This window comes from Xanthomonas sp. SI (assembly GCF_014236855.1).
In the GTDB taxonomy this organism is placed as follows: Bacteria; Pseudomonadota; Gammaproteobacteria; order Xanthomonadales; family Xanthomonadaceae; genus Xanthomonas_A.
This window is the reverse complement of sequence record NZ_CP051261.1, coordinates 4216856-4231531: the sequence shown is the minus strand read 5'-3', so window position 1 is coordinate 4231531 and position 14676 is coordinate 4216856. Positions and strand designations below refer to the sequence as shown.

Sequence of the window (14676 nt, the reverse complement as noted above, 5' to 3'; positions counted from 1 at the left end):
GAGCCGCACGCATGCGCTTTGATTTCGACCGCTGCCGCTTCGTCGAGCGCGACCATGCCGCGCAGGCGCCCGCATTGCACGCTGCCGACGGCGTGCTGGACTGGGCCGGGTTGGAACTGGCCACGCAGGACTGGATCGCCCGCGCGCAGCGCGCCGGCGTGCGGCCGGGCCATGCGCTGGTGATCTGGGGCCACAAGCAGGCCGCGTTCGTGGTGGCCATGCTCGGCTGCCTGCAGCTGGGCGTGACCTATGTGCCGGTGGATACGATCAATCCGTCGGCGCGGCTGCAGCGCATCGTCGCGCTGGTGCATGCCGCCGCGGTCTACGACGCCGCCACCGATGCGTTCGGCCCCGGTGCCGACGATGCGCGCGCGCTGGCGGTGCCGGACCTGGCCTACATCATGTTCACCTCCGGCAGCACCGGCGATCCCAAGGGCGTGCAGATCGGCCGCGACAGCGTGGCCCTGTTCGCCGGCTGGATCCGCGACTGCCTGGCGCTGGGGCCGGCGCCGGCGTTCCTCAACCAGATGCTGTTCAACTTCGATTTCTCGCTGTTCGACCTGTGCGGCGCGCTCGGCCTGGGCGGGTGCTGCGTGCTGTGCCCGCGCGAGGTGATCGCCGACAGCGAACGTTTCGTCGATCGCCTGCGCCAGTCCGAGGTGGCGGTGTGGGCGTCCACGCCGTCGTTCGTGCGCCAGCAACTGCTCAACCCGCGCTTCGCTGCCGAACACCTGCCCGCGTTGCGGGTGTTCGTGTTCGGCGCCGAGTCGCTGACCCCGCGCGTGGCCGAAGAGCTGTGGGCGCGCTTCCCGCAGGCGCGCATCGTCAACTCCTACGGCCCGACCGAAGCGACCTGTTCCACCACCTGGGTGGAGATCGATGCCGCACTGCGCGCGGCCGCGCCCAACCCGTTCCCGATCGGCGTGGCCAAGCCCTATGCCGAGGTGTTCCTCGACACCGGCGAGATCTGCATGGCCGGCGACCACGTGATGCGCGGCTATCTGGACCGTCCCGACCTCGACCAGGGCGTGCTGTTCGACCACAACGGCAAACGCGCCTACCGCAGCGGCGATCTGGGCGATGTCGATGCGCAGGGCCGGCTGTACTTCCGCGGACGCAGGGACGACCAGATCAAGCTCAACGGCTACCGCATCGAACTGGCAGAAGTGGATGCGGCGCTGTCGACCCTGGACGGTGTGGTCGCCGGTGCCGCGGTGGTGCTGCGCCGGCCCGATGGCAGCCTGGTGCGGATGATCGGCTTCGTCGAACTGACCGCAGCGGGCGCAGGTGCGGTACAGCCGCTGCCGGACGCGCTGCAGGACTGGAAGCAGCAGCTCGGCCGCCGCGTGCCGGCCTACATGATTCCCTCCGAACTGATCGCCGTGGACGCGTTGCCGACCGGCAACAGCGACAAGGTCGATCGCAAACAACTGGAGCAGCGTTATGCCATGGCGCGCACGCTCCGCAGCCAGGAAACGCCACGATGAAATGGATGCTCGCATTGCTCGCCGCCACCGCGCTCGCGCCACTGGCCGCCAACGCCCAACAGGGCGCCGCGGAAGGCCGCCTCGCGCAGCTGTACGCCGCGCGCCCGCCGGCCGGCTCCGCGTTCGTGCGCGTGCTCAACCCGGGCAATGCCGCGCTCGAGGTCGGCATCGGCAACGGCGCCGCACAGCGCATCGGCCCGGCCACCCGCGCCACTCGCTACGCCATCGTCGAAGGCGGCAAGCCGTTCGCGCTGCGCGTGGCCGGCAAGACCCGCGAGCAGGCGCAGGTCGCCGCCGGCAGTTTCACCACACTGGTGCTGGACCCGGCTACGCCGTCGCGGCCGCTGGCGGTGCTGGCCGATGGCGGCGGCAGCAGCGATGCGCTCAAGGCCGAGATCCGCTTCTACAACCTGGCCAGCGGCTGCGGCCAGGCGCGGCTGGCGATCGCCGACAACGGCGCGGTGGTGTTCCCGGCCGTCGCCGCGGGCGCCAGCGGCGCGCGTGCGATCAACCCGGTCAAGGCGCGCCTGGTGGCCGCGTGCGGCAGCAAGGACAGCGCGCCGCTGGCGCTGCCGTCGCTGCAGCCCGGCGACCACTACAGCCTGTTCCTGAGCGGCAGCGCCAGTGCGCCGGTGCTGCAGGGCCAGCTCAGCGGCACCGATCCGGTCGGCCGCTAGCCATGCGCGAACGCCCCGTGTTCCGCGAAGACCACACGCTGTTCCGCGCCCAGGTGCGGCGTTTCATCGACAGCCAGATCGCCCCGCACTACGCGCAGTGGGAGCGCGACGGCATCACCCCGCGCGCGCTGTGGCGTGCGGCCGGCGCGGCCGGCCTGCTCAACTGCCAACTGCCCGAGCCCTACGGCCTGGGCGGCGATGCCGGGCATGCGGCCTGCGTGATCGAGGAACTGGCGCGGGCCAATTTCCTCGGCATCGGCTTCTCGATCCATTCGGACATGGTCGCGCCGTACTTGATGCAGTACGGCAGCGACGCGGTGCGCGACGCATGGTTGCCGAAGATGGCGCGCGGCGAGGCGATCGGCGCGATCGCGATGACCGAACCCGGCGCCGGCAGCGACCTGAAAGCGATCCGCACCCGCGCCGTGCGCCAGGGCGAGCACTACCTGCTCAACGGCCAGAAGACCTGGATCACCAACGGCAGCAACGCCGACGTGGCGGTGGTGGTGGCGACCGTGGCGCCGGAACTGGGCGCGCGCGGCTTGAGCCTGTTCTGCGTCGAGACCGCGCTGCCCGGCGTCACCCGCGGCGTGCCGATGGCCAAGATCGGCCAGCACGCGCAGGACACCAGCGAGCTGTTCTTCCAGGACGTGGCGGTGCCGGTCTCGCACCTGCTCGGCGAGGAACAGCGCGGCTTCGAATACCTCGGCGAACAACTGGCCGCCGAACGCCTGGCGATCGCGCTGCGCGCCGCGGCCTCGGCCGAAGGCATGCTCGAAGAAACCCTGGCCTACGTGCGCCAGCGCAAGGCCTTCGGCCGCCACCTGATCGACCACCAGAACACCCGCTTCGTGCTCGCCGACGCGGCATCGCGGCTGGCGATGCTGCGCAGTTTCCTCGACCAGTGCCTGGACGCACACATGCAGGGCCGGCTGCAGGCGACCACCGCGGCGATGGCCAAGCTCAACGCCACCGAGATCCAGGGCCAGGTGCTGGACGCGCTGCTGCAGCTGCACGGCGGCTATGGCTACAGCAGCGAGTACGGCATCGGCCGCGCCTGGGCCGACGCACGCGCGCTGCGCATCTTCGGCGGCACCAGCGAGATCCTGCGCGACATCATCGGCCGCGCCCTGTAGCAGGCGCGCGCCGGGCGGCTATTGGCGCCCGGCGCGCCACTGCCTGCGCAGCGCCTGCGCGCGCGGCGAGTCCTGCGACAACCAAGGATCCAGCGCGAACGCGAAGATGCCGGCGGCGCCGCTGCGCTGCGCCCACGCCAGCTGCTTCTGGATGCGTGCGGCATCGGCGGTCTGCGCCTGGAAGTGGCTGCCGTCGGCGGCCGAGCTGGGCAATTCCTCGAACAGCTCGACCACCACGTCGAACGCGACCTGGCGCGCGCGCAGCGCCGCCAGCAGCGGATTCACTCCGTCCAGGTTGTCCAGCCCGGCGACGCCGACGCCGTCCTGCACCATCGGCCGCAGCGGCACCTGGTCGAGGATGCGGTTCCACAGTTGCGGCAGCGAACCGCTGGTCTGCAGCCGGCTGAAATACGTGGAGATCGCAGTGACCTTTTCGGTGCCGGCGCTGGCCGCAGCGCACAGCGCGGCCAGCCAACTGCACAGCCGCTGCTGCCGCGCGTCCTGCGCCCAGTGGAACTGCTCCAGTTCGTAGGGCAGGTACCAGCCGTCGAAGTTGGCCTGCCTGCTCCACGGCGCGGACTGCAGATAGGCGCGTGCGTTGTCCAGGGTCAGTGCCAGGAATGCATCCAGCGTGGCCAGGTCCGGCGCCTGCAGTGCCTTCCACCAACCGCTGTGATACGGCAGGCCGACCCGCACCTGCAGGCCAGCGGCGGCGGCGGTGGAGAAGATCAGCTGCAGCGTGCTGTCCGGCAGGGCCCAGTCCGCATCGCCGCCGCCGCCGTACAGCCCGGCCCACTGCACCACGATCTGTCGGCAGCCCAGGCGCTGGGCGAGCGCCATGTGCTGTTGCCAGTCCTGTGCACCCAACTGCAGGTGGCTGCGCCACGGCTGGATGAAGCTGCCGTCGAACCGCGGCGGCGTCGCACAGCCCGGCAACATGCCCACTGCGCACGCAGCGGGAACCAGCACGGCCAGACGCAGCAGGTCGCGCCGGCTGGGCGAGAAGGAAGCGGATCCAGGGCGATCGTTGTGCATTGCTTGCGCGCGGCGGAGTCCAGGTCGTTGTTCTACAGCATCGCCACGAAAGAGCGCGTCGCATCGTCTGCGTGATGCCGCGTGTCTGACGCCGCAAAAACGCCGCTGCAGATGGATTTTTGCAGCGGCGCGCGGCGCCGGCCTGAGTCCGGCTCGATGAGGCGGCAGGCACGCCGGCCAGGAAAGGCCGCCAGATGACGGCCGACACCACCGGCAGCCGCCGCTGCAAAGCACTTGCGAATGGCCGGCCGGGTGCATTGCAGGAGGGGCTTCAGCCCCGACCGCATCCGCCGCCGGGACTACCCTCGGTAACGCTGACGCGACCAGCTGCAAGCGCGCGCCAGTCGGCGGATAATCGGCGAGGCACTCGGGCACAGGAGCAGGGCATGATCCGCGACATCATCCGCATGGGCGACCAGCGCCTGCTGCGCATCGCGCAGCCGGTCGACAATTTCGGCAGCGCGGAGCTGCGCGCGTTGGTGGCCGACATGTTCGAGACCATGGACGCCGCGCGCGGCGTCGGCCTGGCCGCGCCGCAGATCGCGGTGGACCTGCAGCTGATGGTGTTCGGCTTCGACAGCAATGCGCGCTATCCCGATGCGCCGGCGGTGCCGCGCACCGCGCTGGCCAACGTGCAGATCGAGCCGCTGTCCGACGAACTGGAAGACGGCTGGGAAGGCTGCCTGTCCATTCCCGGGCTGCGCGCGGTGATCCCGCGCTACCGCCATATCCGCTACCGCGGCCTGGACCCGGACGGCAACGCAGTGGTGTGCGAGGCCGAAGGCTTCCATGCGCGGGTGGTGCAGCACGAGCACGACCACCTGATCGGCCGGCTGTACCCGTCGCGGATCCGCGACTTCGGCAAGTTCGGCTTCGAGGACGTGCTGTCCTACGAGCTGTAGGGCTTTGGTCGGCGCTTCGCCCCTGTAGGAGCGGCTTCAGCCGCGACATGTCCTTGCCGAAGGTGCCTGTCGCGGCTGAAGCCGCTCCTGCAGGTCAAGGCAGCCTAGAGAACACGAGCGCCGAAATGCACACGGCCCGCTGTCAGGCGGGCCGTGGCAAGGTGCATCTGCGCGTTCCGCGCCCGCTTACTTCAGCGCCTTGAAACGCAGCCGCTTCGGACCGGCGTCGTCGCCCATGCGCCGCCGCTTGTCGATCTCGTACTCGCGGTAGTTGCCCTGGAAGAACTCCACGTGCGAGTTGCCTTCGAACGCCAGGATATGGGTCGCGATGCGATCCAGGAACCAGCGGTCATGCGAAATCACGAAGGTGTTGCCGGGGAACTCCAGCAGCGCATCTTCCAGTGCGCGCAGCGTCTCGATGTCCAGATCGTTGGACGGTTCGTCGAGCAGCAGCACGTTGCCGCCCTGCAACAGGGTCTTGGCCATGTGCAGACGGCCGCGTTCGCCGCCGGACAGGCTGCCGACCAGCTTCTGCTGGTCCTGGCCCTTGAAGTTGAAGCGGCCCAGGTAGGCGCGCGACTGGATCTCCACGCCGTTGATGTTGAGGATGTCCAGGCCGCCGGATACTTCCTGGAACACGTTGTGGTTGCCTTCCAGCTTGTCGCGGCTCTGGTCCACGTAGGCCAGCTTCACCGTCGGCCCGAGCACCATCTCGCCCGAGTCCGGTTTTTCCATGCCGATGATCATCTTGAACAGCGTCGACTTGCCGGCGCCGTTGGGGCCGATGATGCCGACGATGGCGCCGGACGGCACCAGGAAGCTGAGGTCGTCGATCAGCAGACGGTCGCCGAACTTCTTGGTGACGTGCTTGAACTCGAGCACCGCGTTGCCCAGGCGCTCGCCCGGCGGAATGAAGATCTCGTTGGTCTCGTTGCGGCGCTGGTAATCGACCGACTGCAGTTCTTCCAGCCGTGCCAGACGCGCCTTGCCCTTGGTGCGGCCGCCCTTGGCGTTCTGCCGCGACCACTCCAGTTCCTTCTGGATCGCTTTCTGCCGCGACTTCTCCTGATTGTCTTCCTGCTTCAGGCGCTCTTCCTTCTGCATCAGCCAGTCGGTGTAGTTGCCCTTCCACGGAATGCCGCGGCCGCGGTCCAGTTCCAGGATCCATTCGGCGGCGTTGTCGAGGAAGTAGCGATCGTGGGTCACCGCCACCACGGTGCCGGTGTAGCGCGCCAGGAACTGCTCCAGCCATTCCACCGACTCGGCGTCCAGGTGGTTGGTCGGTTCGTCGAGCAGCAGCATGTCCGGCTTCTGCAGCAGCAGCCGGCACAGCGCCACGCGGCGCTTCTCGCCGCCCGACAGCGGGCCGATCACTGCGTCCCACGGCGGCAGGCGCAGCGCGTCGGCGGCGATCTCCAGTTGCTGCTCGACCATGTGCGCATCGCCGGCGGCGAGGATCGCCTCCAGCCGCTGCTGCTCGGCGGCGAGCTTGTCGAAGTCGGCGCCTTCCTCGGCATAGGCCTCGTAGATCTTGTCCAGCGCGGCCTGCGCCTGCAGCACTTCGCCGACGCCTTCCTCGACCGCTTCGCGCACGGTCTTGGCCGGGTCCAGCTCCGGCTCCTGCGCCAGGTAGCCGACCTTGATGCCCGGCTGCGGGCGTGCTTCGCCGCTGAAGTCGGTGTCCACGCCGGCCATGATCTTCAGCACGGTGGACTTGCCGGCGCCGTTGAGGCCGAGCAGGCCGATCTTGGCGCCCGGGAAGAACGACAGCGAGATGTCCTTGATGATCTGGCGCTTCGGCGGCACCGTCTTGCTGACGCCGTTCATGGTGTAGATGTATTGCGACATGGGGTCTCCGGAAGGCGCAGGACGCCCGCCGGCCGGGGCCGGAAGGCGCGAAATGGATGCCCGCGATTATAGCGGCACCGGCGTAGGCACGTCGGCTGCCGGCTTGCCTGCGCCGCCTACCGACGCGGTGCCGGGAGCGGCTGGGTTCAGGTCGCCGCGGCGCGTACCAGGCGGCGCTGGCGCTGCCGGTAGACCAGCGTGCACGCCACCAGCAGCAGCATCGCCAGCCACTCGCTGACCAATGCCGCCTGCATCGCCGCCAGGCTGCCGCCGCCGCGCGCATGCGCATAGACCGCGCCCAGCGCCGCCGGGCCCAGGCCCATCGCCGCCTGCAGCACGGTGGAAAGCATGGCGCTGCCCGCACCCGCATGCTCGGTCGGCACCTGCGACAGGCCGATACGGTAGAAGCAGGCCACGATCCACGCCTGTCCGGCACCGATCAGCGCCGTCGCCGGCGCCAGCGCCAGCCAGCCCGGATGCGGCCACACCGCGTGCAAGGTCCACGCCAGCGCGAGCAGGCCCAGCATCTGCACCGTGCAGCCCAGCAACAGCGTCGGCAGCAGCCCGAACCGGGCCACCCCGCGCGCGCTGAGCAGCGCCGAACAGAAATACGCCGCGCCGAGCACGATGAAGGCATTGCCCGACTGCAGTGGCGACAGCCCGGCGCCCGACTGCAGGGTCAGCGCCAGCACGAACATGAAGCCGCTCCAGCAGGCGAAGAACAGCGCGCCCAGCAGCAACGCGAAGCGCACGCTGGGCAGGCGCAGCAGCGCCGGCGGCAGCAGCGGCACGCGGCCGCGGCGCTCCTGCCAGGCTTCGGTGCGGGCCAGCGCCGCCAGCAAGGGCACGGTGGCGGCCAGCACCGCCAGGCACGGCGCCGACCAATGCAGCGTGGGGCCGAGCGCCAGCGGCAGCAGCAGGCAGGCCAGGAACAGCCCCAGCAACCCGGCGCCGGCCAGGTCGGGCGGCATCCGCCGCGCCGCGCGCGTCTCCGGCACCGCGCGCAGGCCCGCCAACGCCAGCACGCAGAACGGCAGGTTGATCAGGAAGATGGCGCGCCAGCCGGAGCCGGCGATGTCGGCAGTCACCAGGGTGCCGCCCAGCACCTGGCCGATGACGAAGGCGATCCCGCCCAGCGAGCCGTACAGCGCCAGCGCCCGCGCATGCGCCGTGCCGCGCAGGCTGACGTGGATGGTGGCGAGGATCTGCGGCACCGCCAGCGCCGCGCCCAGGCCCTGCAGCACGCGACCGGCGAGCAGGGCGGCCACCGATCCGGCCAGCCCGCACAGCAGCGAGGCCACCGCGAACAGCAGCACGCCGGCGGCGAACACCCGACGCCGGCCCAGGTTGTCGCCCAGCCGCCCGCCCGCGGCCAGGCCCACCGCGAAGGCCACGCCGTACACCGCCACGATCAGTTCCAGCGCCGTCGCCGAGGCGTGCAGCGTGTGGGCGATGGAGCCGAGGGCGACGTTGATGATGGAAAAGTCGATCAGCGGCAGCATCTGCCCGAGCAGCAGGATGGCCAGGCCCCAGGCGCCCAGCCCCGGCGGCGAGGCGCTCGGGCAGGCGCACGCCGGCGGCTGCCGGTCGAGGCGGTCGAGGCGGTCGAGGGGGTCGAGGGGGTCGAGGGGGTCGAGGGGGTGGGGCGCGGCGGCGGGAGCGGAGGAGGTGGTCATGGCGTGCAGTATGCGAACCGCTTAAACTGGTACAAGTAGTTATTTATCCTGGTACTGGCGCTTCCTGCCTGTGGCTGGGACCGCTGCGTTGGAGCAGGGAGAACGGCAAATGACGGGTGATCGGGTAGATCCCATGACCGACGCGGCGGGCGGCGCTGCCGCTGCCATGCACGGCCCCGCGCTGGCGGTCGAACGTGCGCGCGCGCTCGGCGCCTTCCTGCGGGCACGCCGTGAGAGCCTGGATCCGGCGCGGCTGGGCCTGCCGCGTGCCGGCAGGCGGCGCACGCCGGGCCTGCGCCGCGAGGAGGTGGCCGCGCTCGCCGACGTCGGCGTCACCTGGTACACCTGGCTCGAACAGGGGCGGCCGGTGCGCGCTTCCGCACGCGTGCTGACCGCCATCGCCGGCGCCCTGCAGTGCTCGGAGGTGGAAACCGGCCACGTGCTGGCGCTGGCCGGAGTGGGCGATGCCGTGCCCCGGCTGCATCCGCCGTGCGAGCGGTTGACCGACACCGGGCGCATGCTGCTCGATCAGCTCGGCCCCTGGCCGGCGATGCTGCAGAGTCCGCGCTTCGACATCCTCGGCGCCAACGCGGCCTTCGAGCGGCTGATGGGGGTGACCCTGGCGGAGCTGCCGGAAGCCGACCGCAACTGCGTCTACCAGGCGTTCACCAACCCGCACTGGCGCGCGCGCCTGGTCGATCGGGACAACGCGCTGCAGCACATGGTGGCGCTGTTGCACGCCGCGATGGGCGAGCATCTGGGCGAACCGGCCTGGGAGCGCCTGCTGGCGCGCTACCGCGCCGCCTCGCCCGAGTTCGATGGCCTGTGGCAGCAGCGGCGCGAGGTGCGCGGGGTGGAAAACCAGCTCAAGCGCTTCCACCACCCGCAGGCGGGCGAACTGCAGCTGCAGCAGGTCAACTGGTGGTCGGCGCCGCGCAACGGCAATCGGCTGGTGGTGTACCTGCCTGCCGACGAGGCGGCACGGGCCGCGCTGCTGCAACTGCATGCGCAGTCGGCCGAGGTTGCCGCATCGGCCCACCGCCACTGAGCGCAGGTGCGCAGGCTGCAGCCAGGGCGCCGGATCAGCGCAGATGGCGGCGTGCGTGCCGGGTTGCGGCGAACAGGCCTGCGCCGGTGTCGCCAATCCCGTCGAAACGCCGCCGTTGACAGGAAAAAGAGGGCCGAAACGTAATGCGCGCTTACCCGTTTCGGGAAAGCTGAATACGTAACCGGTTCCAGCAGGAAGCGGTTCAGACGACAAGCGCATTAATGCAGTCGTGACACCAAAAGTGACGGAGCAGCCATGAACATCAAACGCATTGCCACCCTTGCCCTTTCGTCCCTGCTGGCGCTGGGTTTCATGGCGCCCGCCGCATTCGCCCGCGATGGTTGGGACGACCGCGATCCGCGCGGCTGGCACGACCGCGATCACGACCGGCGCGACTACGACCGGCGCGACCGCGATCGCGACCGCTACTGGCGCGAACGCGAACGCCACGACGACCGCCGCTATTACAGCCAGGGCTATCGCGACGGCTACCGCGGCCGTCCGGACGTCGTCTACTACCGTCCGGGTCCGCCGCCGTGGGCGCGCGGCCAGCGCTACTACGGTCCCAACTACGTGGTCTACGACTACGACCGCTACCAGGTGCGGCGCCCGCCGTACGGCTACCGCTGGGTGCGCGACGACCGCGGCAACCTGCTGATGGTGGCCATCGCCAGCGGCATCATCGCCGACCTGGTGCTCAACGGCCGCTGATCCGCGGCCTGCTCGCGCCGCAGGATGCCACCCTGGCGCGAGCGGGCCTGGCTGCACTTGGGGGCGTTCCGGCGTTCTGCGTGTTCGGCAAGACGCGTAGCCGCTCAAGAGAATGCAGCACGCTGGTGGCGACCGTTGTGGTCCGGATCCGTCGAAGGAGGCGGGAGAGGCCAGGCCGCCTCATTGAGTGAATTTCGCCCACTGCATCAACGCTAACAGCTTGCCCGGATCGAGGCTATTGCTGCGCATAAATTGCGCGAGCTGCGCTTTCTCCGCTAACTGAGCATCTTCTTGCGCACCTGGCTGAACCGAAGCGGCCTGCGTATCGTTCGCCGTGAGCAGTCCCATGTCGTTCCCATAGCGAAGCGCAATGGTGCCGACAGCCTCATCAAGGTTGTCGAAAACGGGCTTCTTCTCTTTCATCTGGCGCAGATCGTTGGAATTCTGCTTGACCAGCTCCATCAGATTAGGATCGGTGCTGATTTTGAATTCATTCGCGACCTGGTATAGATTCGGATCGCTTCGGCGATATCCGACAGCGGCATCGATGCACTGGTTCTGGCGCAACTTGCTGAAGCGCTCGTAGCTTCGGGCCGGCTGGAACAACGCGTCGGCTTCTCCCCCCGGCGGCACCAGCAGGGCGATCTCGCAGTCCGCATAGGGATTGTGCTCGATGTCGATGAAATCGCGGACCACAAGCAGGCGCGCTCCGCCCAGTTCCTGCTTCAGTGCCGCATCGCCGTTCTCCAGCTTGATCCTCAGCCACGAGGTGCTGTCGTCCCTGAGGATGAGGCTGCTGAACCGATAGAGGTCGATGTCAAGCAGATAATCTGACTGGTCCTTGCTCAGCAGTTGCTCTGACTTGTCCTTCCCCTTCTTGGCGTTGCCGATCAGCGCCAGTGCCAGCACGCATTCCAGCAGGCTGTGGTGGTATTGCAGGACCATCGAGGCCACCGCGACCAGCGGCGAACCGTCTTTCAGGAGGTTCTCGGTCCACGCTTCCGGTGTCTTGACCTCCTCTGACTTGGTCTTATTGCTGATCAACAGGTAGACAAGGGCGCCGAGAGCATCGGGGGTGCTGCCGGAGATGTCCGCGCCCAGGTACGGGCCGAGCGCTCGCTCCATGTACTTCACCACGCTGCGTTCCAGCAGCCAATAGCGGAAGATGCCCAGTTCCGGGTAGTCCTGGCGGGTTTCGATCGGTCGCTCGATGCGGGCGCGGTTGGATTGCTTGTCGAACACGGCCTCGTCCCGGAAGCGGGCTAGGAATTCCTTCCATGTGTCGCCGTCACCGCCCTCGTTGAGGAAGTCGGCAAGCTCGCGCAGCGCATCGCCGAGCGCGAACACGTCGCCGATCATGCCGCGCGCCGAGAATTCCTTGGCTCGGGTCTTTGCGGCCTGCAGGTGGGAGAGCGCCCGTTTGCTCGCCTTTGTGACGGGGATGTCGTTGATCCATTTTGCGATCTCAAGGGGTGGAAGCTGTCCTTCTTCTCCGCTTGACGACAACAACGGCTGCATGGCCTCGAACATGGTCGAGGTCTGGACGGACCGAAGCCGGTTGCGGGCGTCTTGCACGGCCTTGCCGTAGAGAATGACGGGGTGCATGGTGGCTCTCCTGGCGAAATCGGCGCCCGATGGGCAGGTGTTCCATAAGACGCACGCCCCGGAGGCTTGTGAACGCCGTTGCGGCGTTGTGGTACGTGCCCGCGCGGTACAATCCCCGGCCACCTTACCTTCCCGCCCCGGAGCCCCCGATGTTCTCGCGCGCTGTCCGTCTCGAAACCTACGATCCCGAACTGGCCCAGGCCATCGCCGCCGAAGCCGGCCGCCAGGAAGACCATGTCGAACTGATCGCCAGCGAGAACTACTGCAGCCCGCTGGTGATGGAAGCCCAGGGCAGCCAGCTGACCAACAAGTACGCCGAGGGCTACCCGGGCAAGCGCTACTACGGCGGCTGCGAATTCGTCGACATCGCCGAGCAGCTGGCGATCGACCGGGTCAAGCAATTGTTCGGCGCCGACTACGCCAACGTGCAGCCGCATTCGGGTTCGCAGGCCAACCAGGCGGTGTACCTGGCGCTGCTGCAGCCCGGCGACACCATCCTGGGCATGTCGCTGGCCCACGGCGGCCACCTGACCCACGGCGCCAAGGTCAACGTCTCCGGCAAGCTGTTCAACGCGGTGCAGTACGGCGTAAACGAGCAGGGCCTGATCGATTACGACGAAGTCGAGCGGCTGGCGCTGGAGCACAAGCCGAAGATGGTCGTGGCCGGCTTCTCCGCGTATTCGCAGAAGATCGACTGGGCGCGCTTCCGCGCCATCGCCGACCAGGTCGGCGCGGTGCTGTTCGTGGACATGGCGCACGTGGCCGGCCTGGTCGCCGCCGGCGTCTACCCGAGCCCGCTGGAGCACGCGCACGTGGTCACCTCGACCACCCACAAGACCCTGCGCGGCCCGCGCGGCGGCATCATCCTGGCCAAGGGCGCCAGCGAGGAGCTGGTCAAGAAGCTGCAGTCGATCGTGTTCCCGGGCATCCAGGGCGGTCCGCTGATGCACGTGATCGCGGCCAAGGCGGTGGCGTTCAAGGAAGCGCTGGAGCCGGAGTTCAAGACCTACCAGCAGCAGGTGGTGAAGAACGCGCAGGCGATGGCCAAGACCCTGATCGCGCGCGGCTACAAGATCGTCTCCGGCTGCACCGAGAACCACCTGATGCTGGTGGACATGATCGGCAAGGACGTGTCCGGCAAGGACGCGGAAGCGGCGCTGGGCAAGGCCCACATCACCGTCAACAAGAACGCGGTGCCCAACGACCCGCGCTCGCCGTTCGTGACCTCGGGCCTGCGCCTGGGCACCCCGGCCATCACCACCCGCGGTTACCTGGAGCAGGACAGCATCGACCTGGCCAACTGGATCGCCGACGTGCTCGACGCCCCGGCCGACGCCGCGGTCATCGCCCGCGTGCGCGACGCGGTGACCGCGCAGTGCAGGAAGTATCCGGTGTATGGCTGAAACGGGAATGGGGAATGGTGAATCGGGAATGGTCAGAAGCGCTAAGCTGGCGCTGTTGACGTTCCCATTCTCCATTCCCGTTTCCCTATTCCCGGCGCTCTGAATGCACTGCCCCTTCTGCCAGCACACCGATACCCGCGTGATCGATTCGCGGGTGTCCGAGGACGGCGCGACGATCCGTCGCCGCCGCGAGTGCGAGGCGTGCGGCGAGCGGTTCAGCACGCTGGAGACGATCGAGCTGAAGTTGCCGACGGTGATCAAGAGCGACGGCGGCCGCGAGGCCTTCGATGCGCGCAAGCTGCGCACCAGCTTCGATCGCGCGCTGCAGAAGCGGCCGGTGGCCGAGGAGCAGATCGAGGCGGCGGTGCGTGCGGTGGTGCACCAGTTGCGCATGTCCGGCGAGCGCGAGTTGCCGTCGATCCGCGTCGGCGAATACGTGATGGCCGAGCTGCGCAAGCTCGACCACGTCGGCTACGTCCGCTTCGCCTCGGTGTACCGCAGCTTCCAGGACGTGGCCGATTTCCGCGAGGAGATCGAGAAGCTCGAGCGCGAGCTGCCGGTGGGCAGCGAGCAGTTGCCGCTGCTGGAACTGGTCCGCGCCGACAAGCCGGGCGACAAGTCCGGCAAGCGCTGAAGGCGGGCGGCATGCGCATCGTCTGCCTGGCCGAGGCGCCGCAGCACATTACGGCGTTGGCGCACGAACACCTGCAGGCCTTCGGCGCGTTGCTGCCGAAGTGGAACGTGGTCGAGGCCGAGGCCGACCTGCGCAGCCACCGCTGCGATACCCGCATCCCGACCAGCTGGATCGCGCTGGAAGGCGACGACTGGCTCGGTTCGGTCAGCCTGCTGCAGAACGACGATGCGCGCATCCGCCAGTTCTCGCCGTGGCTAGCGACGCTGTACGTGCGCCCGCAGGCGCGCAGCGGCGGCGTCGGCGCGCAACTGGTCGCGCATTGCGTGCAGGCCGCGGCGCGGCTGCAGGTGGGGTATCTGTATCTGTATTGCGAACCGCGGCTGGTGCCGTACTACCAAGGCCTGGGCTGGGAGCCGCATGTGCAGCTGCCGCTGGGGCCGCTGCAGGTGACGGTGATGCGCATCGACGCCGGCGCGCTGGCGGCACGGGCGCAGACCGCATGAGCGCGGACGTC

At 68.8% G+C, this 14676-nt stretch carries 13 protein-coding genes; 9 read left to right on the top strand and 4 right to left on the bottom strand.

Features of this window, described 5'->3' with window-relative positions:
* The first annotated feature begins 11 nt into the window (after positions 1-11).
* The 3 genes from HEP75_RS17920 to HEP75_RS17910 are packed head-to-tail and all read left to right on the top strand — an operon-like array spanning position 12 to position 3300.
* Positions 12-1487 (top strand): AMP-binding protein, encoded by a 1476-nt coding sequence (locus tag HEP75_RS17920; protein WP_185824411.1) that lies wholly within the window; start codon positions 12-14, stop codon positions 1485-1487.
* Positions 1484-2164: an alginate O-acetyltransferase AlgF gene (locus tag HEP75_RS17915; protein WP_185824410.1), complete on the top strand. Its 681-nt coding sequence runs from the start codon at positions 1484-1486 to the stop codon at positions 2162-2164. Before HEP75_RS17920 ends, HEP75_RS17915 begins: the two co-directional genes overlap by 4 nt.
* Before the next feature lie 2 nt (positions 2165-2166).
* On the top strand, positions 2167-3300 hold the full coding sequence (locus tag HEP75_RS17910) for an acyl-CoA dehydrogenase family protein (RefSeq protein ID WP_185824409.1): 1134 nt from the start codon (positions 2167-2169) through the stop codon (positions 3298-3300).
* A gap of 18 nt (positions 3301-3318) precedes the next feature.
* Here the strand turns inward: HEP75_RS17910 and HEP75_RS17905 are convergent, their stop codons facing one another.
* A complete protein-coding gene (locus tag HEP75_RS17905) occupies positions 3319-4335 on the bottom strand; it encodes a DUF4434 domain-containing protein (RefSeq protein WP_185824408.1) in 1017 nt (338 codons plus the stop codon).
* A gap of 386 nt (positions 4336-4721) precedes the next feature.
* Here HEP75_RS17905 and def point away from each other — a divergent pair, with 386 nt between their 5' ends.
* Entirely contained in the window at positions 4722-5237 is a 516-nt protein-coding gene (def, locus tag HEP75_RS17900) for a peptide deformylase (protein ID WP_185824407.1), read from the top strand.
* Between the two features lie 186 nt (positions 5238-5423).
* Here def and ettA read toward each other — a convergent pair whose 3' ends face one another.
* Both ettA and HEP75_RS17890 read right to left on the bottom strand, forming a co-directional pair.
* Positions 5424-7085 carry an energy-dependent translational throttle protein EttA gene (ettA, locus tag HEP75_RS17895; protein ID WP_185813935.1) on the bottom strand — a complete coding sequence of 554 codons (1662 nt, stop codon included), beginning with the start codon at positions 7083-7085 and terminating at the stop codon, positions 5424-5426.
* 146 nt (positions 7086-7231) lie between these two features.
* Positions 7232-8761, bottom strand: coding sequence for an MFS transporter (locus HEP75_RS17890; protein ID WP_185824406.1), 1530 nt, complete (start codon positions 8759-8761; stop codon positions 7232-7234).
* Positions 8762-8894: 133 nt separating this feature from the next.
* On the opposite strand from HEP75_RS17890, the gene HEP75_RS17885 reads away from it, so the two are divergent.
* Entirely contained in the window at positions 8895-9809 is a 915-nt protein-coding gene (locus HEP75_RS17885; RefSeq protein ID WP_221899276.1) for a helix-turn-helix transcriptional regulator, read from the top strand.
* A 255-nt stretch (positions 9810-10064) separates the two neighbouring features.
* The gene (locus HEP75_RS17880; RefSeq protein WP_185824405.1) at positions 10065-10520 is read left to right on the top strand and encodes an RcnB family protein; all 456 of its coding nucleotides are present in this window, start codon (positions 10065-10067) and stop codon (positions 10518-10520) included.
* A 180-nt stretch (positions 10521-10700) separates the two neighbouring features.
* Here HEP75_RS17880 and HEP75_RS17875 read toward each other — a convergent pair whose 3' ends face one another.
* Positions 10701-12125: a hypothetical protein gene (locus tag HEP75_RS17875; RefSeq protein ID WP_185824404.1), complete on the bottom strand. Its 1425-nt coding sequence runs from the start codon at positions 12123-12125 to the stop codon at positions 10701-10703.
* 149 nt (positions 12126-12274) lie between these two features.
* Here HEP75_RS17875 and glyA point away from each other — a divergent pair, with 149 nt between their 5' ends.
* From glyA to HEP75_RS17860, 3 genes are all read left to right on the top strand, one after another.
* Positions 12275-13528 (top strand): serine hydroxymethyltransferase, encoded by a 1254-nt coding sequence (gene glyA / locus HEP75_RS17870; protein ID WP_185824403.1) that lies wholly within the window; start codon positions 12275-12277, stop codon positions 13526-13528.
* 103 nt (positions 13529-13631) lie between these two features.
* The gene (gene nrdR / locus HEP75_RS17865) at positions 13632-14162 is read left to right on the top strand and encodes a transcriptional regulator NrdR (RefSeq protein ID WP_009576486.1); all 531 of its coding nucleotides are present in this window, start codon (positions 13632-13634) and stop codon (positions 14160-14162) included.
* Between the two features lie 11 nt (positions 14163-14173).
* Positions 14174-14665 (top strand): GNAT family N-acetyltransferase, encoded by a 492-nt coding sequence (locus HEP75_RS17860; protein WP_185824402.1) that lies wholly within the window; start codon positions 14174-14176, stop codon positions 14663-14665.
* Positions 14666-14676 lie beyond the last annotated feature (11 nt).

Coding starts and splice junctions, on each gene's coding strand:
- HEP75_RS17890 (WP_185824406.1), bottom strand. CDS start 8,761: ATGACCACCTCCTCCGCTCCCGCCGCCGCGCCCCACCCCCTCGACCCC.
- HEP75_RS17880 (WP_185824405.1), top strand. CDS start 10,065: ATGAACATCAAACGCATTGCCACCCTTGCCCTTTCGTCCCTGCTGGCG.
- HEP75_RS17875 (WP_185824404.1), bottom strand. CDS start 12,125: ATGCACCCCGTCATTCTCTACGGCAAGGCCGTGCAAGACGCCCGCAAC.
- HEP75_RS17910 (WP_185824409.1), top strand. CDS start 2,167: ATGCGCGAACGCCCCGTGTTCCGCGAAGACCACACGCTGTTCCGCGCC.
- HEP75_RS17915 (WP_185824410.1), top strand. CDS start 1,484: ATGAAATGGATGCTCGCATTGCTCGCCGCCACCGCGCTCGCGCCACTG.
- def (WP_185824407.1), top strand. CDS start 4,722: ATGATCCGCGACATCATCCGCATGGGCGACCAGCGCCTGCTGCGCATC.
- HEP75_RS17860 (WP_185824402.1), top strand. CDS start 14,174: ATGCGCATCGTCTGCCTGGCCGAGGCGCCGCAGCACATTACGGCGTTG.
- HEP75_RS17905 (WP_185824408.1), bottom strand. CDS start 4,335: ATGCACAACGATCGCCCTGGATCCGCTTCCTTCTCGCCCAGCCGGCGC.
- HEP75_RS17920 (WP_185824411.1), top strand. CDS start 12: ATGCGCTTTGATTTCGACCGCTGCCGCTTCGTCGAGCGCGACCATGCC.
- HEP75_RS17885 (WP_221899276.1), top strand. CDS start 8,895: ATGACCGACGCGGCGGGCGGCGCTGCCGCTGCCATGCACGGCCCCGCG.
- ettA (WP_185813935.1), bottom strand. CDS start 7,085: ATGTCGCAATACATCTACACCATGAACGGCGTCAGCAAGACGGTGCCG.
- nrdR (WP_009576486.1), top strand. CDS start 13,632: ATGCACTGCCCCTTCTGCCAGCACACCGATACCCGCGTGATCGATTCG.
- glyA (WP_185824403.1), top strand. CDS start 12,275: ATGTTCTCGCGCGCTGTCCGTCTCGAAACCTACGATCCCGAACTGGCC.